The sequence below is a fragment of the Pseudooceanicola onchidii genome (assembly GCF_004959925.1).
Taxonomy (GTDB): Bacteria; Pseudomonadota; Alphaproteobacteria; order Rhodobacterales; family Rhodobacteraceae; genus Pseudooceanicola; species Pseudooceanicola onchidii.
Window position 1 is genome coordinate 778,042 of the sequence record NZ_SPUW01000002.1, and the last position, 25,362, is coordinate 803,403.

Genomic DNA, 25,362 nt, shown 5'->3' on the forward strand with positions numbered 1-25,362 from the left:
CGAAGTCAGGCCCGCAGCCACCACGGCTCGCTCCTCCAGCGCAGGAAATATCGGAAGCAAACGATGATAGGAGTTGGGCTTAGAAGTCCTTGAAGTTCCGACCACGGCTCCAATCGCCAAGATAGCTACCCATCCATGCAGAAAATGAGTCCGAGACGCGCTCAGTCTCGTCGAAGTCGTGATCCCAGAAGTAGATCGGTGCCGATGCGACCGATTGACCTTTAAGGTCATTTTCATCGACGCAGAACTTGCTTCCACCGGCGTCATTGCCGATGGCGATCAGATTGCCCGGCATCCCGATTTCACGCCAGCCAAGTGTCTCATCCACGACCTCTTCGGGCGAGAGAAGGTCAGCCAGATCACGCAAGTCCAGTTCCTTGTCAACGATGGCGCTGAGCAGGGCCAAGGTGGGAGAAGGCAATCCGACGGCCAACACCGAAGACCTGTAATCTTCAGGAAACACCACACCAAGCTTGTGCTCTGCGGCGAGTAAATCGTCAGCATTGACTGTAGTTGGCGGGTAGTCCGGATGGCACCATTTCCGCGTAAAGTCGTTTAGCGTATTCATGTCCGGTCACCACCCACACTTGCGAACCAATAGACGAGCATCAGACTCCCCGGGGGAAAGATGTCAACGCCCGCAATCGGAACGTTGCGCAATTCCCTCACAGCGGCTTACGGCCAGCGAAGCCCCCACGCCGGTGTCCGTCTCATCTGGCGGCCAACGGCGCAACGGAGCAGCCCGCGCATCTGGTCGACGACCGGGATTGGCTTCCAGACAATGGTAGCTTCGGCAGTAGCATGCCCCGAAGGCGATTTTCGGGTCCGGACCTTCGTCGTCGGCACACGGTGGTTCCAACGCCACAGGATCTCATCGAGATACCGCTGAAGGTGCTGTCTCCCCAGCCGATGGTAGACCCCGATCAACGCGCGCTGCACTACAGCGTTCACGGCCTCCACGGTGTTGATATGCGCTCCGGTTCGGCGGTCGGCATATTCGTGCTTGTTGTGCTGCACCGTCATGTGCCCCGCAAAGGCGGTGCCGATTTTCTTGTAGGTCGAGTTCTTGTCGGTGATCATGACCGAGCCCAGGTCGATCCAATCTTTGATGACCGGCCCCATTGTCCGCCCCTGGGCATTCGGAACGAGAACGGCGCGCGCCTGGCCATTTCGAGCGGCAGCCACAAGGACGATCGGCTTTCCGGTCCCGCGCCCCCTCTTGTTCTTTACCCCGTGCTTGAACTTCGGCTTCCCACCGACAAAGGCCTCATCGACCTCGACGACGCCGGACAACTGGCCGGCGATCCCCTCACGGTCGTCCATCAGTTCCCGGATCGCGTGGCCGAGCTTCCACGCCGTTTTCTGGTTCACCCCAAGGATGCGCGCCATGACGACGGATGAAATCCCCTTGGACGAAGTCAGCACGAGGAACATGGCGGCGATCCAGATGCGCAGGTCGAGCTTCGTCGCGTGGAGCGGCGTCTTCGTGGTGACGGTGAACTGCCGCCGACACTCCTTCTCGGCGCACTGGTAGAGACCGGCGCGCGGGGTGTCGCCCTGAAGCCGTGTCGAGCGCAAGCTGCCGCAATGCGGGCAGAAGCGATCCCCGGCCCAGATCGCCTGCTCGAGGAAGATCCTGGCATGGCGTTCGGTCGGCATCTTCTTCCAGACATCACGCACGGACTTGAGTTCGGTGATCATGATCGAGCCTCGCTTTGGGGGACCCAATAGATTGGCTCTTTCCTGAAAAGGCGAAGCGACTACGTGATGGCCGTCGTTAGGCGCCGATGTGGCAACCTACATTGGACCCGTAGCAGATGATGCTTTGTTTCGTGGATAATGGCTTTTTCTTTTGCGCCTGATGCTTTGGCCGTCAGTGATCCTGTGCGCAAAGGTCGTGATCGGCCAGCGCGGTCATGACATGGCAGTCCCCGGCCGCGCCCTTTCCGTCACACCCCGCGACGATCCGGTCCAGCTCTGACTCCAGGGCCTGCAGGCGGGCGATGCGGTTGCGGACGTCGTCCAGCTGGGCCTGTGCAAGGTCCCCTGCCGCCTGACAGGACCGGTCCGGGTGGGTCTGCAATTCGATCAGGGCCGAGATCGCATCGATCGGGAAACCAAGCCCCCGCGCATGACGGATGAAGCTGAGCCGTTCCAGACCGTCGGTGTCATAGCGGCGCTGGTTGCCGGAGGTCCGATCTGCCGGGGGCATCAGACCAGTCTGTTCGTAATAGCGGATGGTGGGAACCTTGACGCCCGTGCGGCGGGACAGCTGACCGATGGAGTACATGATTTTGCCCTTGAAGCTCTAGTTGCTAGAGGTTTTACAAGGGGAGGGTGACTGATTCCAGAGGGTTCCATGACCGACATTCACCTGACCGCCACCCCGCTTCTTGATTTCAACAGCGCCCCGCTGCGCGGGCTGATCGCCGACCGTGGCTGGGCCGACCTGCCCCCGGCCGCGCGGATCGGCGCGGCCTATGATTTCGTCCGGAACGAGATCCGCTTCGGCTACAATGCCGAGGATGCGCTGCCGGCCTCTCGCGTGCTTGCCGACGGCTATGGGCAGTGCAACACCAAGGCGATCCTGCTGATGGCCCTGTTGCGGGGCCTTGGCATCCGGTGCCGGTTCCACGGTTTCACGATCGACAAAGGCCTGCAACGCGGCGTCGTGCCGGAACTGATCTATCCGCTGGTGCCCCGTGACATCCTGCACAGCTGGGTCGAAGTCTGGCACGATGGAGGTTGGCTGGACCTCGAGGGCTTCATTCTTGATGCGCCAGTGCTGGCGGCCCTGCAGGCGCGGTTTCCGGGGCGGCAGACGCTTTGCGCCTACGGGGCCGGGACAGACTGCCTGCAGGCGCCACAGGTCGGCTGGACCGGGCAAAGCACCTATATCCAGAGAACCGGCATCAACCGCGACCTCGGTGTCTTCGATGCGCCGGACGAATTCTACGCGCGCCATCGCCAATTGTCCGGACTTCGCGGGCTTCTGTATCGCGGGTTTGTCCGCCATTGGATGAACCGTCGCGTCGCCCGGATCCGCGCGGGCGAGGTGCCTGTCATTCCCGGAGGCAGCACACGTCTTGAGCCAGGCCATGCCCCGGTGACGCTGGACACCGAGGCTTGAACATTCCCGGCAAAAGCGTTGCGAATCAGCGTCTGATGCCGCAGTGCGGCGTTCCGTGATTCCGACCGCGTGAATACGGGGCAAGGGTTAATCGCTCAAAATATCCGCGCAAAACCCCGTTTTCTCATGAAAATTTCCGCCGATCCCGCTTTCGAGTCTGTTTCGGCACCTCTCGAAACCTCCTATAGTCGTGAAGTGTCAAAGCCTGCCGTGGGACCTTGGGGAGTACTGTCGATGATCCGTTCCGAACTCATCCAGAAAATCGCTGATGAAAATCCGCATCTTTATCAGCGGGATGTCGAAAAGATCGTCAATGTGATCTTCGAAGAGATCATCGAAGCCATGGCCCGGGGCGACCGTGTCGAGCTGCGCGGATTTGGGGCCTTTTCCGTGAAGAAGCGGGATGCGAGAACCGGACGGAACCCGCGCACCGGCGAGGCGGTTGATGTCGAAGAGAAGCACGTGCCTTTCTTCAAGACCGGCAAGCTTCTGCGCGACAGGCTGAACGGACAGGCTTGAAATGAGATACATTCGCTACTTGATCCTCGCCGTGATCGGCGTGGCCTTGATCGCCGTGGCGCTGGCCAATCGTGATCTGGTGACCCTGACGCTTCTGCCCGAAGGGCTGGCCCGCGTCGTCGGCATGAACCAGTCGATCCAGCTTCCGCTGTTCGTCGTGATCTTTGGCGGCGTCGTGGCCGGCGTGCTGATCGGGTTCATCTGGGAATGGCTGCGCGAACACAAGCACCGCGCCGAGGTCAGCCGGAAATCCAAGGAAGTCGGCAAGCTCGAGCGTGAAGTGAAGAAGCTCAAGGGCGAAAAGCACCAGGGCAAGGACGAGGTCCTCGCGCTGCTGGACTGACGGCCCCGGCGCGCGTAACACCGCCCCATGGATATCCGTGTCAAGATCTGCGGCCTGAGCCGCCCCGAGGACGTTGCCGCCGCCGCGCAGGCGGGGGCGGTGTATGGCGGCTTTGTCTTCTTCCCGAAATCCCCGCGCAACGTGACGGTCGATACGGCACGGGCGCTGGCAGTGGATGCCCCCGTCGGGCTGGCAAAGGTCGCGCTGGTGGTCGATCCGGACGATGCGCTGATCGATGCGATCACTGCGGCGGTGCCTCTCGACATGTTGCAGTTGCACGGCAAGGAAAGCCCCGACCGCGTGGCCGAACTGCGCGCGCGGACCGGTCTGCCGGTGATGAAGGCGATCGGTGTGGCGGGGCCCGAGGACTTGGCCGCGATCGATGTCTATTCGCAGGTGGCCGATCAGCTCCTGATCGACGCCAAGGCGCCCAAGGGGGCCGATCTGCCGGGCGGCAACGGGTTGTCGTTTGACTGGCGGCTGCTGGCCGGACGCAAGTACTGGACGCGGCCCTGGATGCTGGCCGGTGGTCTGACCCCGGACAACGTGGCCGAGGCCGTGCGCCTGACCGGGGCGCGGCAGGTCGATGTGTCGTCCGGCGTGGAAAGCGCGCCGGGCGTGAAGGACGTGGGCCTGATCGACAGCTTCGTGGCGGCGGCTCAGGCGAAGGTCACGGGCTGAACCCACCAGCCGGGTCGGGTGAGGGCGCGGGCCATGGCCTCGGCCTGCGCGCGGGTGGCCGTCAGCGCGAAACAGGTGGCGCCTGACCCGGACATGCGGGCGATCAGGCAGGCGGGCTGCGCAGACATCTCGGACAGGACATGGTCGATCTCGGGCGCGATCTGGCGGGCCGGGGGTTCCAGATCATTGCGCATCGTGCCCATCCATCCGGCCAGCGCGGCGGCGTCGGGCCAGGTCGGCAAGGTGTCGGGCATCGGGGCATTGTCGCGGCGGGCGAGGCGGGCAAAGACCCTTGGCGTCGGTACGTCGACACCGGGGTTGACCAGAACGCCGTGCAGATCGGGCAGGGGAGGCAGCGGTGTCACGTCTTCGCCGACGCCGCGCATCCGGGCGGCGCGGGCCAGCATGCAGACGGGCACATCGGCCCCCAGCCGTTCGGTCTGAGCGGGGAGGGGCGTGCCATGCAGCACCGACAGCCCGCGCAGGGCCGCCGCCGCGTCCGATGATCCGCCGCCAATTCCGGCCATGGCGGGCAGGTGCTTGTCGAGCGTGATCGTGGCGAAATGCCCGGCCAGGGTCGCGGCCTTCAGCACCAGGTTCGATCCGTCGGTCGGCACACCCGCCGCGCGGGGGCCGGTGACGGTCAGCGTGGTTTCATCGGCCGGGGCGAGCGTCAGCCGGTCGCCGACATCCGCAAAGACCACGAGGCTGTCGAGCAGATGATAGCCATCCGCCCGTTGCCCCGTGACATGCAGGGTAAGGTTGATCTTGGCCGGTGCAAAGACCTGCACCGGCGCCGCCTTGGTCATGGATCAGCCGCCGTTCGTGCCGTCCTGCGCGACCTTCAGCGGCTCGGAGCCTTCCTCGGCCAGCACGGCGTCGAGGCCCACCTTCAGCTTGCGGCGGATGCGGGTGGCGTCCTTGTCTTCGGGGTCGAACGACAGGGCGCGGTTCCACTGGAACTGCGCTTCACGCAGGCGACCCACGGCCCAGTAGACGTCGCCCAGGTGGTCGGTGACGACCGGATCGACCGGCATCAGTTCCGCCGCGCGTTCCATGTGGCCAACGGATTCGTCATAGCGGCCAAGGCGATAGAGCGCCCAACCCAGGCTGTCGAGGATATAGCCGCTGTCGGGGCGGGCCGCGGCGGCGCGTTCGATCATGTCGAGCGCCTCGTCGAGGTTCTGCTGTTTTTCGACCAGCGAATAGCCAAGGTAGTTCAGCACGCGCGGGTGGCCCGGGTTCAGGGCCAGCGCGTCGCGGAAATCCGTCTCGGCCTCGGGCCAGTGGTTCAGGCGTTCATGGCTGATACCGCGCACATATAGGACGAACCACTGCCCCGGATCGTCCGAGGCATACAGCGACAGGGACCGGTCGTAGGCCTGGATCGCCTCGACATAACGGTCCATCCCGCGCAGCACGTCGCCGCGCGTGGTGTGCACGATCGGCAGGTCGCTGTAGGTGACGGCCAGGTTGTCCAGCACCTCGAGAGCGGCGTCGTCACGGCCCGCCTTGCGCAGGGCATCGGCGCGACCCAGTTCGGCGACGTGGAAGGCCGGGCTGGACTGCGGCACGCGGCGATAGGCGCGCGTGGCGAGGTCGGGCTGGCCCATGTCTTCCAGAAGTTCGGCCGACAGCAGGATGGCGTCGACGTGATCGTTGCGCAGGGCCTCGGCCACGCGGGAATAGATCAGCGTATAGTCGTCGGTCGCCTCGCCACGCAGGGCGGCGGCGACGGAAAAGAAGATCTCGGCCACGCCATCGGTGACCTTGGTCACATGGGTGAAGGGCAGGGTCTTGCCCGCGCCCAGGTCTTCGCGCATCTGCGTCAGGCCCGGGTCCAGGTCGGTGCCGAACAGCCGGTCCAGCATGGCCAGCGCGTCGTCGTTGCGATCCAGCTGGCTCAGCACTTCGATCCGGGCCATGGCGCCGCGGCGGGTCATCTGCACGCGTTCGTCGTCGCCGGAATAGATCGCCTCGGACCCTTCGAAGTCGCCGACCATCGCAAGCGCCAGCGCCTTGTGGTAAAGCGCAAAGCCGCGCATGCCCTTGGTCTCGGCCACGTCGTCGAAGGCGGCCAGCGCCTTGGACATGTCGCCGGCGCCCAGCTGCGCCCAGGCCACCATCAGGCCGTCGACCAGCGGGCCGACGCCCTTGTCGGCGGCGACACGGTCAAGCACGGCCTGGAAGTCGCCCTCGGTGAAATCATGTGCGGCCAGGATCGCCTGGGAGATCTGGCTTTCGATCCCGGCGTCCTCCATCCGTTCGGAGACGGCCACGGCGCGCGGCAGGTCGCCGGCCGACAGCTGCGACAGGGCCGAGCCTTCAAGCAACTGCGGGTTGCGCGGGTCAGCGCCCAGGGCGCGGATGTAGTAATAGACGGCGGCATCGAAGTCGCTGGACAACCGGGCCTGTCGGGCCGCCAGGTAGTCGCCGGAGTTTCCTGCCATGACCGGGGTGGTCGTCGCGGTAAGTGCCAGCGCCATAGTCACGGCGCGCCATAGTCTTGTCTTCGACATGTCGTCCCTCGCCTGTTCCGGGTCTGGACAAGACTACGGGATCGATTCCCCGAAAAGCAATGCGGGGAATCCGCCAGATCCCCCGCATTCTAATTATTGTGACCTGCGCATGACACATGCGCGGGTTGATTGATCACATATTGGGATAGTTCGGCCCGTCGCCGCCCTGCGGCGTGGTCCAGACGATGTTCTGCGCAGGATCCTTGATGTCGCAGGTCTTGCAGTGCACGCAGTTCTGGAAGTTGATCACGAACTTCGTGTCCTTGCCCTCTTCCTGCACGAATTCGTAGACCCCGGCCGGGCAATATCTTGCTGAGGGGCCCGCGTATTTCGGCAGGTTGTCGAGCACGGGGATCATCGGATCCTTCAGTTTCAGGTGCGCGGGCTGGCTTTCCTCGTGGTTGGTCATCGAGAAGCTGACGTTGGTCAGCCGGTCAAACGACAGCTTGCCGTCGGGCTTGGGGTAGTCGATCGGCTTGTGGACCGCCGCGATCTCGGTCGCCTCGGCGTCGGTCTTGCCGTGCTTGAGCGTGCCGAGCAGCGAGAAGCCGAAGGTGTTGGTCCACATGTCGAAGCCGCCAAGCGCCAGCGATGCGGTGAGGCCGTACTTGGACCACAGCGGTTTGACGTTGCGTACCTTCTTGAGGTCCTTGCCGATCGCGCCCTTGCGCACCTCGGTCTCGTAATCATGCAGTTCGTCGCCCGACCGGCCCGCCTTGATCGCGGCATGGGCGGCTTCGGCCGCGGCCTTGCCGGACAGCATGGCGTTGTGGTTGCCCTTGATGCGCGGCACGTTGACCATGCCGACCGAACAGCCCAGCAGCGCGACACCCGGCGCCACCATCTGCGGCATCGACTGGTAGCCGCCTTCGGAAATCGCCCGCGCGCCATAGGCCACGCGCTTGCCGCCTTCCAGCAGGTCGGCGACGATCGGGTGATGCTTGAACCGCTGGAATTCCATGTAGGGGAAGAGGTGCGGGTTCTTGTAGTTCAGGTGCACCACGAAACCGACCAGAACCTGGTTGTTCTCGAAGTGGTAGATGAACGACCCGCCCCCGGCATTGCCGCCAAGCGGCCAGCCCATGGTGTGGGTCACGGTGCCTTCGCGGTGCTTGGCCGGGTCGATCTCCCAGATCTCCTTCATGCCAAGGCCGTATTTCTGCGGTTCTTTTCCGTCGGACAGGCCGTATTTGTCGATCACCTGCTTGGACAGCGACCCACGCACGCCTTCGGACAGGAAGACGTATTTGCCATGCAGCTCCATCCCCGGCTCGTAGCCCGGGCCTTCGGTGCCGTCGGGGTTGCGGCCAAACTCGCCCGCGACCACGCCCTTCACGTCGCCGTTGTCGCCATAGACCAGTTCCGAACAGGCCATGCCCGGGAAGATCTCGACGCCCAGTTCCTCGGCCTGTTCGGCCATCCAGCGGCAGACGTTGCCCATGGAGACGATGTAGTTGCCGTGGTTGTTCATCAGCGGCGGCATGGGGAAATTCGGCACGCGCAGCTTGCCCGCTTCGCCCAGCATGTAGAAGTTGTCTTCCTTGACCGGCACGTTCAGCGGCGCGCCCTTTTCCTTCCAGTCGGGGATCAGCGCGTCGAGGCCGCAGGGATCAAGAACCGCGCCCGACAGGATATGGGCGCCGACTTCAGAACCCTTTTCCAGCACCACGACTTCCATGTCGGGGTCAAGCTGCTTCAGACGGATCGCGGCGGACAGGCCGGCCGGGCCTGCACCCACGATGACAACATCGTATTCCATCGTCTCGCGCTGCGTCTCGGTCATTGTACTTTCCTCTCCCTCAGCGGGTCGTGTGCGAAATTAAGTTTCGCAGTGATTATCGTGCGGCGGTGCGGCGGGTCAATTGCGACACCGCGTTAAAACCCATTTTGCCGCTCTGCATCCCGATTTTCCATCTGTGCGGGGCTGTCCCCCATCAGATAGCGCGGTCCCGGCCCATGTCGCGCGGCGCGGTCGTCGGGATTGTAAAGGCGGCAGCGATCCAGGGACAGGCAGCCGCACCCGATGCAGCCGTCCAGATCGTCGCGCAGTTTTTCCAGCGTGGCGATGCGGCGGTCCAGGTCGGCGCGATAGGTGGACGACAGGTGCCGCCAGTCGGCGGCGGTCGGGGTGCGCCCCTTGGGCAGGGTTGCCAGCTGTTGCCGGATCTCGGCGATCGAAAACCCAAGCTGCTGCGCGATCATCACGAAAGACAGGCGGCGGATGTCGGATTTTTCGAACTGCCGGTGCCCGCCGGGGCCGCGCCCGGGCGCAATCAGCCCTTCATCTTCGTAATAGCGGATGGCCGAGGGGGCGAGCCCCGTGCGCGCAGCGAGGGTGCTGATCGGCAAGCCCCTGGATTTCATCGACTCATTCCCCTTGATCTCAAGTTAACTTGAGAAATTACAAAAGGACCGTCAACCAAAGGAGGACCCCTCATGATCAAGCTGGAGCATGCCAATGTCACCGTATCGGACCCCGAAGCGACGGCGCAGTGGCTGGGCGAAGTATTTGGCTGGGCTGTTCGCTGGTCCGGACCTGCGATGCAGACCGGTCGAACCATCCACGTGGGAACGCCCGAGGGGTACGTCGCGCTCTTTTGCCCAGGCGAAACGCGGGCATCAGACGCGGACAGCTATCGGACGGCCGGGATGCTGAATCACCTTGCGGTCTTCACCGACGAAGACATCGATGCCGTCGAGGGCCGCGTCAGGGCGGCCGGGTTCGCGCCGGTCAACCACGGCACCTATGCCCCCGGTCGCCGGTTCTATTTCCACGATGCCGACGGGATCGAGTGGGAGGTCGCGTCGCATCAAAGCTGACGCCATTTCGCTTGCAATTGCCGCCCGGATTGGGTGTTGTAGCTGGACGTAAACGACCGCGAAGGGGCCTTTTGGAAGGCCCCTTCGTCATTGCCGTGGAGATGATTATGGAAAAGATTCCAATGACGCGCACCGGGTTCAGCGCCCTCGAGAAGGAGCTGAAGCACCTGAAATCGGTGGAACGTCCGGCGATCATCCAGGCCATCGCCGAAGCGCGAGAGCTGGGCGATCTGTCGGAAAACGCGGAATATCATTCGGCGCGCGAAAAGCAGTCGTTCATCGAAGGCCGCATCAAGGAACTTGAGGGCGTGCTGTCCCTGGCCGACGTGATCGATCCGTCGCAGATGACCGGCAACGTCAAGTTCGGTGCGAAGGTCACCGTGGTCGACGAAGACACGGACGAGGAAAAGGTCTGGCAGATCGTTGGCGAATACGAAGCCAACATCGAGAAGGGTCTTCTGAACATCAAGTCGCCCATTGCGCGGGCGCTGATCGGCAAGGACGAAGGCGATTCCGTCGAAGTCCGCACCCCGGGCGGTGAGCGCGCTTACGAGATCCTCAAGATCGAGTATGGTTGAGGAATTCCGCCCGGCCACATGACGGCCCCGGCGCAAGGCATTTGAGACAGGACCGAAGATGAGTGACAAACCGGACACCCGGCCAACACCGATTGGTGTCTACGGCGGGGCAGCCACGGGTCGGCTGACCTCTCTCGAGGTGGTGGCACTTGCCGTGTCGGCCATCTGGGTTCTGGGATCACTGATCTTCTGGATGACCCTCGGGTCCGAGGACGCCGCGCCGATCGATCCGCTGACCCGGGCCATGGTCCTGTTGGCGGTGGTCCTGCCGCTGGCGATGTTCTGGGTGGCGGTCCTGGCCGTGCGCACCGGGCGGCAGATCCGCGAGGAAAGCCGCCGGATGCAGGCGACGGTCGATGCGATCCGCGAAAGCTATCAGTCTGGTATCGCGCTTGAGGCCGGACTGGGCGGGGCCGACACGATCACCCGCAAGCTGGATGAAATCGCGGCGGCGCAGCTCAAGACCGAAACCGCACTGGCCACCTTCCAGTCGACCCGCAAGGCCGAGACCCCGAAGAAGGAAGAGCCGACCGCGCCGCCCAAGGTCCAGGTGGCCGAGGAACAGGCAGACCTGCCGCTTGAGGTGGTCGGCGATGCCGAGGTCACCCTGCCGAAAAGCACGCTGATCCGGGCGCTGAATTTCCCCGAAACCGCCGAGGACGAGGACGGCTTTGCCGCCCTGCGCACCGCGCTGCGCGATCGGGTGACGGCGAACCTCGTGCAGGCGTCGCAGGATGTGCTGACCCTGCTCAGCCAGGACGGCATCTACATGGACGCCCTGCGCCCCGACATGGCCCGGCCCGAGCTGTGGCGCAGGTTCGCCCAGGGCGAGAGGGGGCGGCAGGTGGCCGCGCTTGGCGGCATTCGCGACCGGTCCTCGCTGGCGCTGACGGCGGGGCGGATGCGGCAGGATCCGATCTTCCGTGACGCGGCGCATCATTTCCTGCGGCGGTTCGATTCCATGCTGCAACAGTTCGAAGGATCGGCCACGGACCAGGAGATCTCGGCCCTGGCCGAAACCCGGACCGCGCGGGCCTTCATGCTGCTGGGCCGGGTCGCGGGCGTCTTTACCTGAAATCAGCCGATCGCCGCTTCGGCGGTGGCCAGGTCTTCGGGCGTGTTCACGTTGAAGAAGGCATCGGGCGTGGTGTCGGGGAAGGGCACCGCCGTGGCCCCCGCCTGCGCGGTCCAGTCGGTCATGCGCCGGGTGCCCGTCGCAAGCGCCTGCGCCAGCGCGTCACGCAAGGCCACAGGCCAAAGCCCCGCAACCGGATGCACCCGCCCGCCGCTTTGAGCCAAGACCGGCGTAGTGGCGCTGGCTTCAGCGGCCAGCATCAGCTGCGGGATCAGGTCGCCGGGCAGGAAGGGCGTATCGCCGGGCACGGTCGCGACATGGGTGTGTCCGCCCTGCAAGGCCCAGTCCATCGCCGTCAGAACCCCGGCCAGCGGTCCGGGCCGGTCGGGGATCACATCGGGCAGAAGCGGAAGGCCGAAACCCGCGAAGTCCGCAGCCGCGCCATTGGTGTTGATCGCCAGGTCATCGCATTGCGGCGCGATCCGGTCGATCACATGCGCCACAAGCGGGCGACCCGCCAGCATCCGCAGCCCCTTGTCGCCGCCGCCCATCCGCCGCGACGCCCCGCCCGCCAGGATCATGACCGGCGGGGGTCTCATGCCGGGGCCCCGCAGTGGGTTGCGGCAAAGGCGGATTTGTCCCCCGGGGTAGATTGCATCACGGTCGCTGGCGTCCTAGGCAGTGGCTTCCGGTCCTTTTACGAGCTTTCCCCGATGACGACCACTCCGCAAGCTGCCTATTGGCAAGGGTTCCGTGATGGGCTGCCCTTCCTGCTGGTGATCATGCCCTTCTCCGTGCTGTTCGGCGTCGTGGCAACCGAAGCCGGGTTGAACGTGCTCGAGGCGCTGACCTTTTCGGTCGTCGTGATCGCGGGGGCGGCGCAGTTCACTGCGCTTCACCTGCTGCAGAATGACACGCCGACGCTGATCGTGATCCTGTCGGCCCTGGCGGTGAATCTGCGGATGGCGATGTATTCGGCCTCGCTCACGCCACATCTGGGGGCGGCGCCGATCTGGCAGCGGGCCCTGGTGGCCTATTTCACGGTCGATCAAAGCTATGCCCTGTCGATCGTCACCTTCGACAAGCGCAAGGACTGGGGCGTGGCCCAGAAGGTCGCCTATTTCTTCGGGACGGTAACCCCGATCTGTCCGATGTGGTACCTGATGACCATCGTCGGGGCGCTGATCGGCAGCACGATCCCGCCCGAATTCGCGCTGGATTTCGCGCTGCCCATCACCTTCATCGCGATGATCGCGCCGATGCTGCGGTCGGTGCCGCACCTGATCGCGGCGGGGGCTTCGGTTACGGGATCGCTGCTGCTGGCAGGGCTGCCGCTGAACATGGGGCTGTTGCTGGCTGCGGTGATCGGCATGGCCGCCGGGGCGCAGGCCGAGGTGTGGATGTCGCGCAAGACAGGAGAGACGGCATGATCGACCGCGTCGACCTTTGGCTGACGATCATCGCGCTCGGGCTTGGCAGCTTCGGGCTGCGGTTCGTCTTTCTCGGGATCATCGGTGACCGGGCGCTGCCCGAATGGGTGCTGCGCCACCTGCGTTACACCGCCGTGGCCGTCCTGCCCGCGCTGGTTGCGCCACTGGTTGTCTGGCCACAGGCGGCAGGCGGAGAGCCGGACCCGGCCCGCATGGGGGCGGCGATTGTCGCGCTCGTGGTCGGGCTGACCACCGGACGCGTGATCGCCGCGATCCTTGCGGGCTTCGCGGCGCTCTACGGGTTTCTCTGGCTGTTGGGCTGACGCGGTCAGTCTTCTTCGATCAGCGTCTCGGTCCGGCCGCCGGTGATCGCGATGAAGCTTTCCTCGAGATCCTTGGGATAATACGTCTGCTTGATGCCGCCAAAGCCGGGCAGGGTCTGCAGGATCGACGAGGTGCTTTGCGCGCAAAGTGCCGCGCCGACCGGGCCGTTCGCCTTGACCTTCTGCATCGCCAGCGCCGCGACCTCGGGCGAGACGGGGACAGTGACCTTGCGGACCAGGAAGGCACTGCGGGCATGGCCGCTCATGTAGGACTTTTCGACGCCGGGGGTGAAGCCATAGAGGACATCGCCGGACCGCGGCACGCCCTGGGCCTTGAAGCTACCCGCAGGATCGAACAGCACCACCTCGTCCGACGCGACCTCAAGCGCGGTGTGCGCGCCCGCGCCGCTGCGGCGGTTGATGACCGTATAGAGGGTCAGTTCGGTCGGGCCGGTGTTGCGGTAGGACACCTGCGCGAGCTCTGCCGGGGGCAGCACGGCGGGGTTGCGCGGGGCGCAGGCTGCAAGGGCAGCCACGGCCGCCAAGGCAAGAAACACGCGTTTCATCGTCGTCTCCTGTCAGGGCGGCAGGCGCCCGGGATCGGGTCAGCCGTTGACGAGGGCCATGAAGATCAGGATGCCGACGATGGCAATGCAGGACCAGGTGGTCGCCTTGATGAAGCCTTCGTAGGTCTTTTTCTGAACCGTGATGTCCATTTCGCCGTGCTTGTGTTCGGCCATGTCAGTCAATCCTCTGATACGTGGTCGGGGCGTGATTAGCCGATTCAGTCCGGCCTGTCACGCCTTCGGGTCGGTGGTGGTCGAGTTTTCCAGATCCCGCTGAAGCCGGAAGCCGATGCGGTTGGGTTCCTTGCGCTCGGGCATCTTCGGCATGGCGCGCAGGGCGACCGACAACTGGCTGACGTGCTGGACCAGCTGGGTGCGAACGCCCTGGGTGTCGGTGCCGTAGAAGGTCAGGATGTCGGGGTCGAAAAAGCCCATGCCCTCGATCCGCAGCACACCGGTGTCGTTGCCGACGAACCCCATGGCGACTTCCTGATCCGCATCAAGGCCTTCCTCGAAGGACTGAATGTAAAGGATCAGCCGCTCATAGGCCCATTCGGCGGGGCTTTTCGACTTGGTGGGCTTTTCCGTCACGTGGTTGGGCAAGGGCGTGGTGCCGTCGCGCAGGGCCTCGTGGCGGCGCGGCAGGGCGTCGGCCTCTTCGGCTTCGGCCGAGGTCTGGATGCTGTCGTCCATCAGATCGCCTGCCATTCATAGGCGCCATCGTCCCGCAGGGTGCGGCTGGCGCGGCCCGTCTTGTAGAGATGCTGAAGATGGGCATAGGCCTCGACCATGGCAAGGTTGTAGATCGCATCCACGATCTCGCGCTTGAACAGCGGCGAGAAGCAGGCGACCGCCACCTTCGGCTCGCGGATGTGATCCAGCAGCCGGTCGAGGCAGGAGTGGTGGTTTTCGATCAGGTCGTTCATCCGGCGGGGCAGGCCGGTGAAGGGCAGCTTGTGACCGCCGATCACCACGTGATCCTCGCGCGCCATGGGTTGCAGGCGTTCGCAGGCCTCAAGCCATTCGGCCAGCGGGTCGGCCTCGGGTTCGGCGGGCTGGACGCCGACGTTCGGGCTGATCGTTGGCAGCACCTGATCGCCCGCGATCACGAGGTTGTCGTCGCGGGACCACATGGTCACATGTTCCGGCGCATGGCCGTTGCCCATGTGGATGTCCCAGTCGCGCCCACCCGCGCGGATCACGTCGCCCTGCTGGATGCGGGTGTGGCCGACCGGCACGTCGTGGCAGATGTCGGCGAAGTTGAAGGGGCGTTCCTTCTTTTTCTGTTCGATGCGCGCGGCGGGCATCCCGGCGCGGTGCCAGTAGCGGATCGAGGCCTCGGTCGGGCGTTCCTCGATATCCATGACCAGCATCCGGGTCAGCAGGTAGGTGGTGCGCGACGCCCAGTGTTCGGCGTCGTGGCGTTGCATGAACCAACCGGTCATGCCGACGTGGTCGGGGTGGTGATGGGTCGAGATCACGCGCCCGACCGGCTTGCCCTTCAGCGGTCCCGCCAGGTTCTGTTCCCAGTAGCCGACGGTCTTTTTCGAATAGGTGCCGGTGTCGATCAGCGTCCAGCTGTCGCCGTCGTCCAGCGCCACCACGTTGATCCACTTGAGAGGGGATTCCAGCGGCAGCGCCATCCACAGCACGCCCTCCGCGATCTCTACGGCCTCGCCCGCTTCGGGGACGTCGGGCCAGGGAAAGGCGAGGGCGGCGTGGTCGGATTTCAAGCTGTCAGCTCCTCGGTCGTGAAGGCGTAAAGGTCGTCGGCGCCGCAGGTGGCGTGGGCGAGGTGGCCGGCGTGTTCCGGCAGCAGTCGGTCGATATAGAACTTGGCCAGCCGAGTGCGCGGGCCATCGCCGCCTTCGGCCATCGCGGCTTTCAGGTGATAGTGCCCGCCCAGAACACGGGCGAAGCCCATCAGGTAGGGCACGGCGCCAGCGAAACGATCGTTCAACTCGCCCTGCGCGACCATCCACTCGGTGGCCTCGCGCAGGGTTTCGGCGGCCTGCCACACGGCGTTGCCCAGGTCGGGGAAATCGGCACGGGCGGCTTCGGCGTTGGCTTCGACCTCGTCGATCAGGGCCACGGCCATTTCACCGCCGTCCATCATCTTGCGCGCGACCATGTCCATCGCCTGGATGCCATTGGTGCCCTCGTAGATCGCGGTCACGCGGACATCGCGGCTGAATTGCGCGGCGCCGGTTTCCTCGATGAAGCCCATGCCACCGTGAATCTGCACACCGATCTCGGAGACGGTGATGCCGGTTTCGGTGCCGAAGGTCTTGGCGATCGGGGTCAGGAAGGCCGCGCGGGTCTTCCAGGTGGCGTCGCCGGTTGCCGTGGCCATGTCGATCGCCACACCGCAGGCCAGCGCGATGGCGCGGGCGGCGAAGGTGTCTGCCTTCATCGTGGCCAGCATCCGGCGCACATCGGCGAAATCGGCAATGGTGCCGGTGCCGCCCTTGCCCTCAAGCGGGGTGCGACCCTGTTTGCGGTCCAGCGCATAGGACTGGGCGTGCTGCATCGCGCCTTCGGCGATGCCGATGCCCTGGATGCCGACGCCGAGCCGGGCGTTGTTCATCATGGTGAACATCGCGGCCATGCCCTTGTTTTCCTCGCCCACGAGCCAACCGGTCGCGTCCGAGAATTCCATCACGCAAGTCGGCGATCCGTGGATGCCCATCTTGTGTTCCAGCGACACGACACGCAGCGCATTGGCGTCGCCAAGCGATCCGTCGTCGTTCGGGATGAACTTGGGCACCATGAAAAGACTGATGCCCTTGGTGCCGGGGGCGGCTTCGGGCAGACGGGCCAGGACAAGGTGGCAGACGTTGCCGCCAAAGTCGTGATCCCCCCAGGAGATATAGATCTTCTGGCCCGAGATCCTGTAGGTGCCGTCACCGTTCGGCACCGCCTTCGAGGTCAGCGCGCCCACGTCGGACCCGGCCTGCGGTTCGGTCAGGTTCATCGTGCCCGACCATTCGCCGGAAATCAGCTTGGGCAGGTACAGCTCTTTCATCCAGTCGGGGGCGTGGTGTTCCAGCGCCTCGATCTGGCCCTGCGTCAGCAGCGGGTTGAGGCCAAGCGCCATGCAGGACCCGGCAAACAGGTCATTGACCGCGCAGTTCAGCGTCTGCGGCAGGCCCATGCCGCCATGATCGGCGGGCGCAGCAAGGCCAACCCAACCGCCTTCGGTGATCGCGGCGTAACCGTCGGAAAACCCCTTGGAGGTCCGCACGACGCCGTTTTCCAGCTTGGCCGGGTCCAGGTCGCCATTGCGGTTGAGCGGGGCAAGCACTTCATCCGCCAGGCGGCCAACCTCGGTCAGGATCGCCTCGACCGTGTCGGGGGTCGCCTCGGCGTAGGTGTCGGTCTCGGCGACCTGGGAAAAGCCGACGATTTCGTCCAGCACGAACTTGTATTCGGCGACGGGGGAACGATAGGGCATGGGGTCCTCCTCCACTCATGACCGGCGCTTGGCAAGCGGCACGGCGTTCTCTATGCACAGGTTTTGCCGGGAAGGCTAGACAAGCCCGGTTTTGCCGCAACCCCAAACGCGGCGTCACAAGAGGATGACGATGACCGAGGTTCTGCCGTCGACCGAGGAAGGGATCGCCCGCGCGGCGGGCCTGCTGCGCGACGGGGCGTTGGTCGCCATGCCGACGGAAACCGTCTACGGGCTGGCCGGGCTGGCGCGTGACGACCGGGCGGTGGCGGGGATCTACGAGGCCAAGGGGCGTCCGTCGTTCAACCCGCTGATCGTGCATGTGGCCGAAGCCGCGCAGCTTGAGGACCTGGTCGAGGTGCCCGCAGTCGCGCGGCCGGTAATCGACGCCTTCTGGCCCGGCCCGCTGACCATCGTCCTGCCGTTGAAGCCGGGCGCGCCGGTGTCGCCGCTGGTCACCGCCGGTCTGCGCACGCTGGCCGTGCGGATGCCCGCCCATCCCGTGGCGCGGGCGCTGTTGCGCGGCGTCGGAGCCGGGGTCGCGGCGCCGTCTGCGAACCCTTCGGGGCGGATCAGCCCGACGACGGCGGCGCATGTGATGGCGGGGCTGGACGGGCGCATCGCGGCGGTGCTGGACGGCGGCGATTGCGCGGTCGGGGTGGAAAGCACGATCCTGGGCTTCCCGGAGGGGCGTGCCGTCATCCTGCGCGAGGGCGGCGTGACCGCCGAGGCGCTGGCGCAGGTGCTGGGCTACACCCCGCGTCACCGGGCCGAGGGTGATGCCATCGACGCACCCGGCCAGTTGGCCAGCCATTACGCCCCACAGGGCCGCGTGCGTCTGGGCGTTACCAGGCCCGAGCCGCACGAGGTTTACCTGGGCTTTGGCGACATGGCCTGTGATCTGAACCTGTCCGCGTCCGGTGACCTGGCCGAGGCCGCGGCCAACCTGTTTCGCCATTTCCACGCGATGGATGCCCGGGGCGCCGAGCGGATCGCCGTGGCGCCGGTGCCCGAAGAGGGGCTGGGCGCGGCGATCAACGACCGTCTGCGGCGGGCGGCGGCACCGCGCTAGGCGCGCCCCGCCGTCGTCGACAGCGTCAGGGCCGAGATCTTTTCATTGGCCAGCGCGGCTTCCCATTTTTTCGGGTCCGGGGTGGCGAAGATCAGCGGCAGCGGCGCCTCGCCCACCAGCCAGGCGTTCTGGGCGATTTCGCTTTCCAGCTGCCCGGGGCCCCAGCCGCAGTAGCCAAGGCAGATCAGCGCGACGTCCGGCCCGGTGCCTTCGACCAGGTCCTCGATGATGTCGAGCGTCCCGGTCATTGCGATCTGGTCCGTCACCTCGAGCGTCGAGAGAGAGCTGGTGTAGTCGGTCGTGTGCAGGACGAATCCGCGTTCCTGTTCCACCGGGCCGCCGGTGTGCACGGGACGGTTCTGGAACCCGCCGATCCGGTCGATATCCAGCTGTTCGGCAAGATGCGACAGGGTGATGCCGTCCGACAGGACGTTGACCATCAGGCCCATGGCGCCTTCGTCGGAATGCGCGCACAGAAGGATCACGCTTCGGTCGAAGCGGCTGTCGCCCATGTCTGGCATGGCGATCAGGGTCTTGCCGGTCAGGTTCGTCGTCTCTTCCACTCGGTCCGTTCCTCGGGGCCTTGGTTGGGGGCTAGGTTGTCCCGTCTCAGGATAACTTGTGCCGATTGTGACCGGGTTTCAACGGTTGGTCACAGATTCGGGAGTCGCATCAATGTGAGTTGGACAGACCAATGGGTTGCGGCATGAGATCGAAGTCATGACCCTGATGCGATCCCTTGCCCTTTGTTGTGCCTTTGCAGCCGGCCCGCTTGCCGCCAATCCTTACGCGGACAAGGTTACCGTCCGGCTACTGCCCGGGTGGCAGCAGGCCGATGGCAGCCATGTCGCCGGACTTGAGGTGCGGCTGGCCGAAGGATGGAAGACCTACTGGCGCGCGCCCGGCGATGCCGGGGTGCCGCCCGTGTTCTCGTGGTCCGGGTCCGACAACGTCGCCGCCGTCGATGTGATCTGGCCCCGGCCCGAAGTCTTTCACCAGAACGGCCTGCGGTCGATCGGCTATTCCGACCGGGTGGTCCTGCCGCTTCGGGTGCAGCCCCGGGGCGACGGCACGGTGCAGCTGGACGGAGAGCTTCAGTTCGGCATCTGTTCGGACATCTGCGTGCCGCTGACCGTGAACCTGAACGAAGTCGTCCTGCCGCCCGTGTCGCGCCCGGTGCCGTCGATTGCGGCGGCATTGGCGAACCGGCCCTATTCGCAGCGCGATGCCGGGGTGGGGCGGGTGACCTGCGCGGTTCGGCCCGAGGGCAAGCGCACCATCGTCCGGGCCGAGATCGACCTGCCCGCCATGGGCGGAGAGGAGATCGTGGTGCTCGAGGCTTCGGACCCGACGATCTGGGTGTCGGAAGCCGAGGTGCACCGCGACGGTCGCCGCCTGATCGCCGAGGCCGAGATGGTGCCGATGCGCGGCGGGGCGCTGATGTTCGACCGCTCGGGCGTGCGGATGACCGTACTGGGCGGGTCGAAGGCGGTCGAGATCAAGGGCTGTTCGGGCGGCTAGGCGCTCAGGCGGCCGGTCGGCGCAGGGCATAGGTGGCCGCCGAGGCGATATAGACCATCAGGATCATCGCACCCGTTCCCGCGACGAACAGAGCCAGGGCTGCGACCATCGGCGACAGGCCTGCCAGGATCGGCAGCGCGGTGCCCAGAACGGCGGGCAAGGTGCCCGTCACGGCCGTGACGCCAAGGGTCGCGCCCAGCCATGCCAGCATCACGACGCCCGTGACCGCTGTCACCAGCCGCAGCCCGGTTGCCCGGCTGCGCAGGGCGCGACGCGCGGCAGTCACCTGCCGCGTGATGTCGTGCTGGATCGCCAGAAGCGCAGGCACCAGCATCAGCACCAGCACCATCCCGAAGCCCAGCCCGTAGACCAGCGAAATCACCGTCGGGCGCAGGAACTGGGCCTGGCTTGACTGTTCGTACAGCAGCGGGGCAAGGCCCAGCACGGTGGTCAGCGTCGTCAGCATCACCGGGCGCAGACGGTCCGCAGTGCCGTCGATGATCGACGGGATCAGCCCGCGGTCTTCGGCGTATTCGTCGATGGTGGTCACCAGCACGATGGAATCGTTGATGATGATCCCGGTCATGCCGATCACGCCGATGACAGTGAACATCGACAGCGGCACATCCCACAGGTAATGGCCATAGATCGTGCCGATCAGCCCGAAGGGAATGATCGCCATGACGACCAGGGGCTTGGTCCAGCTGGAAAACACCCAGGCGAGGACTAGGAAGATGCCCAGCAGCACAAGGATCGTGCCGTTGCCCGCGTCGGTAAGGAATTCGTTCTCTTGTTCGCTAAGCCCCGAAAGCCGCCATTCGACCTGATGTTCGCTGGCGATGCGGGGCAGGATGTCGTCCTGCAGGGTTTGCTGGATCTCGACCGCGCGGGCCGGATCGTCGTCCGATATGTCGCCGGTCACGGAAATCAGGCGCAGCCCGTTTTCGCGCCGGATGGTCGAGAACCCGGTGCGTCGGTCGACCTGCACGATATCGGCCAGCGGCACGTAGATGCCCGAGGGTGCGCGCATCTGGGTGCGGTCCAGGAAATCTGCCGTCAGCTCTCCCTCGGGCAGCTCGACACGGACGGTTGCGCTGCGGGGGCCGACGGGGAAGGTCGCGGCCTCGATCCCGTTCAGACGGTTGCGCAGCACGCGGCCCAGGTCGTCGATGGTAAAGCCGAGCGCCTGCCCCTGCGGCGTCAGTTCCAGGATCAGCTCTTCCTTGTCGTAGGCCAGGTTGTCCTCGACCGCCGAGACCTCGGCATAGGGCAGAAGCGCCTGTTTCAACGCCTCGCTCGCGGCCTTCAGCCCTTCGGAGGTCGCGCCGGAAAACTGCACGTCCAGCGCATCGCCCCCGGGCCCGGATCGCCAGCCCCGGAAGCTGACTTCTTCAAGCAGGGGGTGGCGCTGAATGCGGTCCTGAAGATCGGCCAGGAACTGGAAGCTGGAATAGGGGCGGTCGTCCGGGTCGATCAGTTCGATCGAGATGCCACCCAGAAGGTCGGCGTCCTTGGTGTCGGCGCCCGACAGGCCGCGCCCCGATCCGCCGCCGATCTGGCCGATGGAATAGTCGATCGGATTGCGGCCATGCGTCGCCTCGTAATCCGCGCCGACCTCTTCGACCGACTGCTGCAGAAGGCGCAGCTGGGCCAGGGTGTCTTCGCGCACCGCGCCTTCGGCCATCATGAAGTTGCCGGAAATCGACGGGCGTTCGGGCGAATTGAAGAACCGCCAGGGTACGTCGCCCTTGATGAACAGGGCGGCCTGCCAGGCGAAGGCGACCATGATCAGGGCCAGCACCGGATAGCGCAGGATAATCACCCCGGCGGTGAAGGGCCGGAAGATGCGGGTCTGCACCCAGTCGAAGCCCCGGTTGAACTGCCGCGAGGGCCAGTCGTACCAGTGGTTTTCGCCGACATGCACCAGCGCGTGGGCCATGTGGCGCGGCAGGATCAGGAAGCATTCCACCAGCGAGGCCAGCAGCACCATGATCACCGTGATCGGGATATCCGAGATCATGTCGCCGAACCGCCCCCCGATCGAGGTCAGGCCGAAAAAGGCGATGACGGTGGTGAGCGTGGCGGAGAAGACCGGCAGGGCCATGCGGCGCGCCGCGTTCTCGGCGGCCTGCATCGGGCCTTCACCCAGACGGCGGGCGCGGGCATCGGCATGTTCGCCCACCACGATGGCGTCGTCGACCACGATGCCGGTGGTGATGATCAGCGCAAAAAGCGAGATCATGTTGAGCGTCAGGCCGAACATGTACATCAGCGCGATGGCGGTCAGCATCGACACGGGGATACCGGCCGCCACCCAGATTGCCGTGCGCGCGTTCAGGAACAGGAACAGCAGGATGACGACCAGCCCCAGCCCCATCAGCCCGTTGTCGAGCAGGATGTTGAGCCGACCCGTGATGGCCTCGGCCCGGGTGCGGATCAGTTCGATCGACGACCCTTCGGGCAAGGTCGGCTCCATCCGTTCCGCCACCTGTTCGACGCGGTGCTGGATGTCGATGGCGTCGCCCTTGTCGGACCGGTCGACGCGCACCGACACGGCCGCGTTGTCGCCGACGAAATAGGCCTCGTCACGGTCGGCGCCTTCGGTGCGCACGGTGGCCACATCGCCGATGGTCAGCGACGTGCCGTCCTGCCCCGAGCGCAACACGATGGCCGCGATCTGGTCGGCCGAGCGTTTTTCGACACCGGTGCGGACGCGGGCATTGGCGCCGGTGACGCTGCCTGCGGGATCGGCGTCGACCTCGCCCGCGATGGCGGTCGAAATTTCGGCCATGGTCAGGTCGAAGCGGATCAGGCTGACCGTCGGCACCTCGACCACGATGCCGGGGGCGGCGACGCCGCTGATCGTGGTGCGGGTGACGCCTTCGGCAAAGAGCCGGGTGGTGAATTCATCGGCAAAGCGGCCCAGCTGCGTGGTGTCGACGGGGCCGGTGATGACCACGTCCGTCACCCGGTCGCGCCAGCCGCCCCGGCGGATCGTCGGATCCTCGGCCTCGGCGGGCAGGTTGGTGACCGACTCGACCGCCGTCTGCACGTCATCGCCGGCGCGCGCCATGTCCCAGCCCGGTTCGAATTCAAGCCGGATCGAGGCGCGCCCTTCGCGCGAGGTGCTTTCGCTGCTTTCCACCCCTTCGATGGCCAGCAGGGTCGGTTCCATGATCTGCACGATCGCGGCGTCGATGTCTTCGGCCCCGGCGCCGTCCCAGGTAACCGACACGGTCATGTCGTCGACGATGGTGTCGGGGAAGAACTGCGCCCGCATGTTGGGCACGGCGGCGATGCCAAGCGCCAGCAGGATGATCAGCAGCAGGTTCGCCGCCGTCCGATGGCGGGTGAAGTAGGACAGAAGCCCGCCACCGGGCCGGGGCAGGTCCCGCATGGCGTCAGCCCCCCATCCGTTGTTCGATGCGCTCGATCATTGTGGCTGGCACGCGGTCGGCCTCGAGCTGGGCGAGGATCCGGGTCTTGACGTCATCGGGCAGGCGCTGGTTGGCGCTGATGAAGGCCTTGAGCTTTTCGCGACGTTCCGGCGTCAGTTCGACCAGCGCGGGTTCGTCGGGTTCCGCATCCCCGGCAGGGCGCAGCGGCGTGACCTTGATACCGCTGCCCAAGAGGGGCGAGCGCTGTGCGACGATGTCCTGCCCGTTCAACTCGGGCCCCCGCACCAGCACGTCGTCGCCCTGACGACGCAGCAGGCGGACGCTCAGCGCCTCAAGACGGCTTTCGTCGTTGATCGCCAGAACGGTGTTGTCGGCGTCCAGCGCGGTGGCGGGCAGGCGGACGACGCGTTCAAGCGGGGGTTCGGTGATGGCGGTGGTCACGAAATCCCCGGGCTTCAGACCCCGCGCGCTGTCGAGCCGGGCAAAGACCAGCCGCCCGGTCTGGCCTTCCCCCACGGCGGCGCTGTCACGGGTGATCGTGCCGTCGGCCGTCAGCGCAATGCCCTGCACGTCCAGCGACACGGTGATCGGGGCCTTCAGCAGGCGGCCGTCGTCGTCCAGCAGCCGCGCGTATTGGGCTGTCGACACGCGGAAGGCGACCTCAAGCGCGGAGGCATCGACCAGCTGCGCCAGCTGTTCGTTGGCGGTAACCAGCCCGCCTTCGACCACGGCGACATCCGACAGGGTGCCGTCGAATTCGGCGGTGATGGTGGTGTCGTCCAGCGCGCGCTGCGCCTCGTCCCGGGCGATGCGGGCGCGGTTGACCTCGCTTTCCGTGGTCGAGACGCGATTTTCGGCCTGTGCCAGGGCGTTGCGGGCGGAGATCACGGATTGGCGGGCGCCGGCGGTCGACAGTTCCGCCGCCTCGACGGCCGAGGCGCTGCCGACACCCCGTGCGCGCAGATCCTGCTGGCGTTCGTAGGCGCGCTGCTGCAGCGTCTGCTGTTCCTGCGAGGCGGTGAGCGTGTCCTGCGCCAGCTCGATGGCGCGCTTGGCGTCGGCGGCATCGGCTTCGGCGTCCCGCAGGTTGGCCTCGGCCCGTTCCAGCGCGAACCGGGCGTTCGTCGGGTCGATCCGGGCCAGGGTCTGGCCTGCCGTGACCTCGGCCCCTTCTTCGAAATCTTCCGACAGTTCGATGATCTGTCCGGCCGAGGACGCGCGGATCTGCAGCGTGCGGCGGCTGCGGATTTCGCCAAAGGCGGTCAGGGTCGGGGTGATGGTTTCCGGCGTGGCGGTGACGACGTTGACGGTAAAGACCCGTTCCCGCGCGGTCGGGCGGAAGGGTTCGTCGGCCAGCCGCGCCTGCACGGCATCGCGCACCAGCACGCCGGCGTAGACCAGCATGCCAAGTGTCAGGGCAAGAAGGAAAAGCCCGCTCAGGCTATGTCGCAGAAACCGCATTCCGTAATCCATTCAGACGCCGGGGGTTACCGTACCGAATTGAAGGTCCGTGCCAAGCCACGACGGCGTTATCACAGATGATACGCCGCATGTGCCACTTTCGGTCGAAAATAATTTGGGCGCCGGGGCGGGCGATCCCCCGACTGGCGATCCCGGACTAGCGATCCCGGGGCGCGGTGTCGCGCAGGCGGGCGACGTGGGCTGCGATATCCTCGGCCGTGTAGGGCGAGGTCACCCGGGTGGTCGAGGCCGGGTGATGAGCCAGGCCAAGCCGCTTGCCCTCGCGATGGTTGCGCGCGGGCCGGATGGGGCGGGGCGCGAAGCCTCCGCCGCAGGTCGGGCAGACGTTATGCAGCACCGTTTCGACGCAATGGGCGCAATAGGTGCATTCATAGGAACAGATCCGCGCGTCCCCGGACTGGGGCGGCAGGTCGCGGTCGCAGAGTTCGCAGTTCGGACGCAGTTCAAGCATGGG

28 protein-coding genes are annotated in these 25,362 nt (G+C 65.7%); 11 read left to right on the forward strand and 17 right to left on the reverse strand.

What is annotated here, in order from left to right:
- Nucleotides 1-79: 79 nt before the first annotated feature.
- From E4S58_RS11735 to E4S58_RS11745, 3 genes are all read right to left on the reverse strand, one after another.
- Complete coding sequence (locus E4S58_RS11735) at nucleotides 80-568, reverse strand: SMI1/KNR4 family protein (protein WP_136636579.1); 489 nt, start codon at nucleotides 566-568, stop codon at nucleotides 80-82.
- A 107-nt stretch (nucleotides 569-675) separates the two neighbouring features.
- Entirely contained in the window at nucleotides 676-1,701 is a 1,026-nt protein-coding gene (locus E4S58_RS11740; protein WP_136636580.1) for an IS1595 family transposase, read from the reverse strand.
- Between the two features lie 172 nt (nucleotides 1,702-1,873).
- The gene (locus E4S58_RS11745) at nucleotides 1,874-2,290 is read right to left on the reverse strand and encodes a MerR family transcriptional regulator (protein ID WP_136636581.1); all 417 of its coding nucleotides are present in this window, start codon (nucleotides 2,288-2,290) and stop codon (nucleotides 1,874-1,876) included.
- A 69-nt stretch (nucleotides 2,291-2,359) separates the two neighbouring features.
- On the opposite strand from E4S58_RS11745, the gene E4S58_RS11750 reads away from it, so the two are divergent.
- The 4 genes from E4S58_RS11750 to E4S58_RS11765 all read left to right on the forward strand — a co-directional run bounded on the left by E4S58_RS11750 (nucleotide 2,360) and on the right by E4S58_RS11765 (nucleotide 4,673).
- Nucleotides 2,360-3,130, forward strand: coding sequence for a transglutaminase-like domain-containing protein (locus tag E4S58_RS11750; protein ID WP_136636582.1), 771 nt, complete (start codon nucleotides 2,360-2,362; stop codon nucleotides 3,128-3,130).
- Between the two features lie 234 nt (nucleotides 3,131-3,364).
- A complete protein-coding gene (gene ihfB, locus E4S58_RS11755; RefSeq protein ID WP_136636840.1) occupies nucleotides 3,365-3,649 on the forward strand; it encodes an integration host factor subunit beta in 285 nt (94 codons plus the stop codon).
- A 1-nt stretch (nucleotide 3,650) separates the two neighbouring features.
- The gene (locus tag E4S58_RS11760) at nucleotides 3,651-3,992 is read left to right on the forward strand and encodes a lipopolysaccharide assembly protein LapA domain-containing protein (RefSeq protein ID WP_136636583.1); all 342 of its coding nucleotides are present in this window, start codon (nucleotides 3,651-3,653) and stop codon (nucleotides 3,990-3,992) included.
- Nucleotides 3,993-4,019: 27 nt separating this feature from the next.
- Nucleotides 4,020-4,673, forward strand: coding sequence for a phosphoribosylanthranilate isomerase (locus E4S58_RS11765; protein ID WP_136636584.1), 654 nt, complete (start codon nucleotides 4,020-4,022; stop codon nucleotides 4,671-4,673).
- Here the strand turns inward: E4S58_RS11765 and E4S58_RS11770 are convergent.
- The 4 genes from E4S58_RS11770 to soxR form a co-directional block, all read right to left on the reverse strand.
- Nucleotides 4,652-5,482 (reverse strand): 4-(cytidine 5'-diphospho)-2-C-methyl-D-erythritol kinase, encoded by an 831-nt coding sequence (locus E4S58_RS11770; protein ID WP_136636585.1) that lies wholly within the window; start codon nucleotides 5,480-5,482, stop codon nucleotides 4,652-4,654. The genes E4S58_RS11765 and E4S58_RS11770 overlap by 22 nt on opposite strands.
- 3 nt (nucleotides 5,483-5,485) lie before the next feature.
- On the reverse strand, nucleotides 5,486-7,192 hold the full coding sequence (locus E4S58_RS11775; RefSeq protein ID WP_240789536.1) for a tetratricopeptide repeat protein: 1,707 nt from the start codon (nucleotides 7,190-7,192) through the stop codon (nucleotides 5,486-5,488).
- A gap of 133 nt (nucleotides 7,193-7,325) precedes the next feature.
- Nucleotides 7,326-8,975, reverse strand: coding sequence for an electron transfer flavoprotein-ubiquinone oxidoreductase (locus E4S58_RS11780; RefSeq protein WP_136636586.1), 1,650 nt, complete (start codon nucleotides 8,973-8,975; stop codon nucleotides 7,326-7,328).
- Nucleotides 8,976-9,067: 92 nt separating this feature from the next.
- Nucleotides 9,068-9,556, reverse strand: a complete 489-nt coding sequence (soxR, locus tag E4S58_RS11785; protein ID WP_136636587.1) for a redox-sensitive transcriptional activator SoxR — start codon at nucleotides 9,554-9,556, stop codon at nucleotides 9,068-9,070.
- 72 nt (nucleotides 9,557-9,628) lie between these two features.
- Here soxR and E4S58_RS11790 point away from each other — a divergent pair, with 72 nt between their 5' ends.
- From E4S58_RS11790 to E4S58_RS11800, 3 genes are all read left to right on the forward strand, one after another.
- Nucleotides 9,629-10,012 carry a VOC family protein gene (locus tag E4S58_RS11790; RefSeq protein ID WP_136636588.1) on the forward strand — a complete coding sequence of 128 codons (384 nt, stop codon included), beginning with the start codon at nucleotides 9,629-9,631 and terminating at the stop codon, nucleotides 10,010-10,012.
- A 107-nt stretch (nucleotides 10,013-10,119) separates the two neighbouring features.
- Nucleotides 10,120-10,590: a transcription elongation factor GreA gene (gene greA / locus E4S58_RS11795; RefSeq protein ID WP_136636589.1), complete on the forward strand. Its 471-nt coding sequence runs from the start codon at nucleotides 10,120-10,122 to the stop codon at nucleotides 10,588-10,590.
- Between the two features lie 58 nt (nucleotides 10,591-10,648).
- Complete coding sequence (locus tag E4S58_RS11800; protein ID WP_136636590.1) at nucleotides 10,649-11,665, forward strand: hypothetical protein; 1,017 nt, start codon at nucleotides 10,649-10,651, stop codon at nucleotides 11,663-11,665.
- Nucleotides 11,666-11,667: 2 nt separating this feature from the next.
- On the opposite strand, the gene mobA is transcribed toward E4S58_RS11800, so the two are convergent.
- The gene (gene mobA / locus E4S58_RS11805) at nucleotides 11,668-12,264 is read right to left on the reverse strand and encodes a molybdenum cofactor guanylyltransferase MobA (protein ID WP_136636591.1); all 597 of its coding nucleotides are present in this window, start codon (nucleotides 12,262-12,264) and stop codon (nucleotides 11,668-11,670) included.
- 114 nt (nucleotides 12,265-12,378) lie between these two features.
- On the opposite strand from mobA, the gene E4S58_RS11810 reads away from it, so the two are divergent.
- Both E4S58_RS11810 and E4S58_RS11815 read left to right on the forward strand, forming a co-directional pair.
- Nucleotides 12,379-13,095 carry an AzlC family ABC transporter permease gene (locus tag E4S58_RS11810; protein ID WP_136636592.1) on the forward strand — a complete coding sequence of 239 codons (717 nt, stop codon included), beginning with the start codon at nucleotides 12,379-12,381 and terminating at the stop codon, nucleotides 13,093-13,095.
- The gene (locus E4S58_RS11815; protein WP_136636593.1) at nucleotides 13,092-13,418 is read left to right on the forward strand and encodes an AzlD domain-containing protein; all 327 of its coding nucleotides are present in this window, start codon (nucleotides 13,092-13,094) and stop codon (nucleotides 13,416-13,418) included. The genes E4S58_RS11810 and E4S58_RS11815 overlap by 4 nt, the downstream gene beginning before the upstream one ends.
- 5 nt (nucleotides 13,419-13,423) lie before the next feature.
- Here the strand turns inward: E4S58_RS11815 and E4S58_RS11820 are convergent, their stop codons facing one another.
- The 5 genes from E4S58_RS11820 to E4S58_RS11840 are packed head-to-tail and all read right to left on the reverse strand — an operon-like array spanning nucleotide 13,424 to nucleotide 17,438.
- Nucleotides 13,424-13,984, reverse strand: coding sequence for a hypothetical protein (locus E4S58_RS11820; protein ID WP_136636594.1), 561 nt, complete (start codon nucleotides 13,982-13,984; stop codon nucleotides 13,424-13,426).
- A gap of 39 nt (nucleotides 13,985-14,023) precedes the next feature.
- Nucleotides 14,024-14,158, reverse strand: coding sequence for an aa3-type cytochrome c oxidase subunit IV (locus tag E4S58_RS11825; protein ID WP_136636595.1), 135 nt, complete (start codon nucleotides 14,156-14,158; stop codon nucleotides 14,024-14,026).
- A gap of 57 nt (nucleotides 14,159-14,215) precedes the next feature.
- Nucleotides 14,216-14,677: a hypothetical protein gene (locus E4S58_RS11830; protein ID WP_136636843.1), complete on the reverse strand. Its 462-nt coding sequence runs from the start codon at nucleotides 14,675-14,677 to the stop codon at nucleotides 14,216-14,218.
- Nucleotides 14,677-15,717 carry an MBL fold metallo-hydrolase gene (locus tag E4S58_RS11835; RefSeq protein ID WP_240789537.1) on the reverse strand — a complete coding sequence of 347 codons (1,041 nt, stop codon included), beginning with the start codon at nucleotides 15,715-15,717 and terminating at the stop codon, nucleotides 14,677-14,679. The genes E4S58_RS11830 and E4S58_RS11835 overlap by 1 nt, the downstream gene beginning before the upstream one ends.
- The gene (locus E4S58_RS11840; RefSeq protein WP_136636596.1) at nucleotides 15,714-17,438 is read right to left on the reverse strand and encodes an acyl-CoA dehydrogenase family protein; all 1,725 of its coding nucleotides are present in this window, start codon (nucleotides 17,436-17,438) and stop codon (nucleotides 15,714-15,716) included. The genes E4S58_RS11835 and E4S58_RS11840 overlap by 4 nt, the downstream gene beginning before the upstream one ends.
- Before the next feature lie 130 nt (nucleotides 17,439-17,568).
- Here E4S58_RS11840 and E4S58_RS11845 point away from each other — a divergent pair, with 130 nt between their 5' ends.
- Nucleotides 17,569-18,507 carry an L-threonylcarbamoyladenylate synthase gene (locus tag E4S58_RS11845; RefSeq protein ID WP_136636597.1) on the forward strand — a complete coding sequence of 313 codons (939 nt, stop codon included), beginning with the start codon at nucleotides 17,569-17,571 and terminating at the stop codon, nucleotides 18,505-18,507.
- Here E4S58_RS11845 and E4S58_RS11850 read toward each other — a convergent pair.
- The gene (locus E4S58_RS11850; RefSeq protein WP_240789538.1) at nucleotides 18,504-19,070 is read right to left on the reverse strand and encodes a YqgE/AlgH family protein; all 567 of its coding nucleotides are present in this window, start codon (nucleotides 19,068-19,070) and stop codon (nucleotides 18,504-18,506) included. The genes E4S58_RS11845 and E4S58_RS11850 overlap by 4 nt on opposite strands.
- 157 nt (nucleotides 19,071-19,227) lie before the next feature.
- Between E4S58_RS11850 and E4S58_RS11855 the strand changes: the two genes are divergently transcribed.
- The gene (locus tag E4S58_RS11855; protein ID WP_136636598.1) at nucleotides 19,228-20,028 is read left to right on the forward strand and encodes a protein-disulfide reductase DsbD domain-containing protein; all 801 of its coding nucleotides are present in this window, start codon (nucleotides 19,228-19,230) and stop codon (nucleotides 20,026-20,028) included.
- Nucleotides 20,029-20,032: 4 nt separating this feature from the next.
- Here the strand turns inward: E4S58_RS11855 and E4S58_RS11860 are convergent, their stop codons facing one another.
- From E4S58_RS11860 to E4S58_RS11870, 3 genes are all read right to left on the reverse strand, one after another.
- A complete protein-coding gene (locus E4S58_RS11860) occupies nucleotides 20,033-23,425 on the reverse strand; it encodes an efflux RND transporter permease subunit (RefSeq protein WP_136636599.1) in 3,393 nt (1,130 codons plus the stop codon).
- Between the two features lie 4 nt (nucleotides 23,426-23,429).
- The gene (locus E4S58_RS11865) at nucleotides 23,430-24,887 is read right to left on the reverse strand and encodes an efflux RND transporter periplasmic adaptor subunit (RefSeq protein WP_136636600.1); all 1,458 of its coding nucleotides are present in this window, start codon (nucleotides 24,885-24,887) and stop codon (nucleotides 23,430-23,432) included.
- Nucleotides 24,888-25,044: 157 nt separating this feature from the next.
- On the reverse strand, nucleotides 25,045-25,359 hold the full coding sequence (locus E4S58_RS11870) for a DUF1272 domain-containing protein (protein ID WP_136636601.1): 315 nt from the start codon (nucleotides 25,357-25,359) through the stop codon (nucleotides 25,045-25,047).
- Nucleotides 25,360-25,362: the final 3 nt, after the last annotated feature.

Bases quoted from the DNA above. Each gene is read 5' to 3' on its own strand.
- E4S58_RS11780 (WP_136636586.1), bottom strand. From the start codon at position 8,975: ATGACCGAGACGCAGCGCGAGACGATGGAATACGATGTTGTCATCGTG.
- E4S58_RS11855 (WP_136636598.1), top strand. From the start codon at position 19,228: ATGACCCTGATGCGATCCCTTGCCCTTTGTTGTGCCTTTGCAGCCGGC.
- ihfB (WP_136636840.1), top strand. From the start codon at position 3,365: ATGATCCGTTCCGAACTCATCCAGAAAATCGCTGATGAAAATCCGCAT.
- E4S58_RS11815 (WP_136636593.1), top strand. From the start codon at position 13,092: ATGATCGACCGCGTCGACCTTTGGCTGACGATCATCGCGCTCGGGCTT.
- soxR (WP_136636587.1), bottom strand. From the start codon at position 9,556: ATGAAATCCAGGGGCTTGCCGATCAGCACCCTCGCTGCGCGCACGGGG.
- E4S58_RS11845 (WP_136636597.1), top strand. From the start codon at position 17,569: ATGACCGAGGTTCTGCCGTCGACCGAGGAAGGGATCGCCCGCGCGGCG.
- E4S58_RS11790 (WP_136636588.1), top strand. From the start codon at position 9,629: ATGATCAAGCTGGAGCATGCCAATGTCACCGTATCGGACCCCGAAGCG.
- mobA (WP_136636591.1), bottom strand. From the start codon at position 12,264: ATGAGACCCCCGCCGGTCATGATCCTGGCGGGCGGGGCGTCGCGGCGG.
- E4S58_RS11840 (WP_136636596.1), bottom strand. From the start codon at position 17,438: ATGCCCTATCGTTCCCCCGTCGCCGAATACAAGTTCGTGCTGGACGAA.
- E4S58_RS11770 (WP_136636585.1), bottom strand. From the start codon at position 5,482: ATGACCAAGGCGGCGCCGGTGCAGGTCTTTGCACCGGCCAAGATCAAC.
- E4S58_RS11775 (WP_240789536.1), bottom strand. From the start codon at position 7,192: ATGTCGAAGACAAGACTATGGCGCGCCGTGACTATGGCGCTGGCACTT.
- E4S58_RS11745 (WP_136636581.1), bottom strand. From the start codon at position 2,290: ATGTACTCCATCGGTCAGCTGTCCCGCCGCACGGGCGTCAAGGTTCCC.
- E4S58_RS11870 (WP_136636601.1), bottom strand. From the start codon at position 25,359: ATGCTTGAACTGCGTCCGAACTGCGAACTCTGCGACCGCGACCTGCCG.
- E4S58_RS11865 (WP_136636600.1), bottom strand. From the start codon at position 24,887: ATGCGGTTTCTGCGACATAGCCTGAGCGGGCTTTTCCTTCTTGCCCTG.
- E4S58_RS11860 (WP_136636599.1), bottom strand. From the start codon at position 23,425: ATGCGGGACCTGCCCCGGCCCGGTGGCGGGCTTCTGTCCTACTTCACC.
- E4S58_RS11740 (WP_136636580.1), bottom strand. From the start codon at position 1,701: ATGATCACCGAACTCAAGTCCGTGCGTGATGTCTGGAAGAAGATGCCG.
- E4S58_RS11760 (WP_136636583.1), top strand. From the start codon at position 3,651: ATGAGATACATTCGCTACTTGATCCTCGCCGTGATCGGCGTGGCCTTG.
- E4S58_RS11830 (WP_136636843.1), bottom strand. From the start codon at position 14,677: ATGGACGACAGCATCCAGACCTCGGCCGAAGCCGAAGAGGCCGACGCC.
- E4S58_RS11820 (WP_136636594.1), bottom strand. From the start codon at position 13,984: ATGAAACGCGTGTTTCTTGCCTTGGCGGCCGTGGCTGCCCTTGCAGCC.
- E4S58_RS11800 (WP_136636590.1), top strand. From the start codon at position 10,649: ATGAGTGACAAACCGGACACCCGGCCAACACCGATTGGTGTCTACGGC.
- E4S58_RS11735 (WP_136636579.1), bottom strand. From the start codon at position 568: ATGAATACGCTAAACGACTTTACGCGGAAATGGTGCCATCCGGACTAC.
- E4S58_RS11750 (WP_136636582.1), top strand. From the start codon at position 2,360: ATGACCGACATTCACCTGACCGCCACCCCGCTTCTTGATTTCAACAGC.
- E4S58_RS11825 (WP_136636595.1), bottom strand. From the start codon at position 14,158: ATGGCCGAACACAAGCACGGCGAAATGGACATCACGGTTCAGAAAAAG.
- E4S58_RS11810 (WP_136636592.1), top strand. From the start codon at position 12,379: ATGACGACCACTCCGCAAGCTGCCTATTGGCAAGGGTTCCGTGATGGG.
- greA (WP_136636589.1), top strand. From the start codon at position 10,120: ATGGAAAAGATTCCAATGACGCGCACCGGGTTCAGCGCCCTCGAGAAG.
- E4S58_RS11765 (WP_136636584.1), top strand. From the start codon at position 4,020: ATGGATATCCGTGTCAAGATCTGCGGCCTGAGCCGCCCCGAGGACGTT.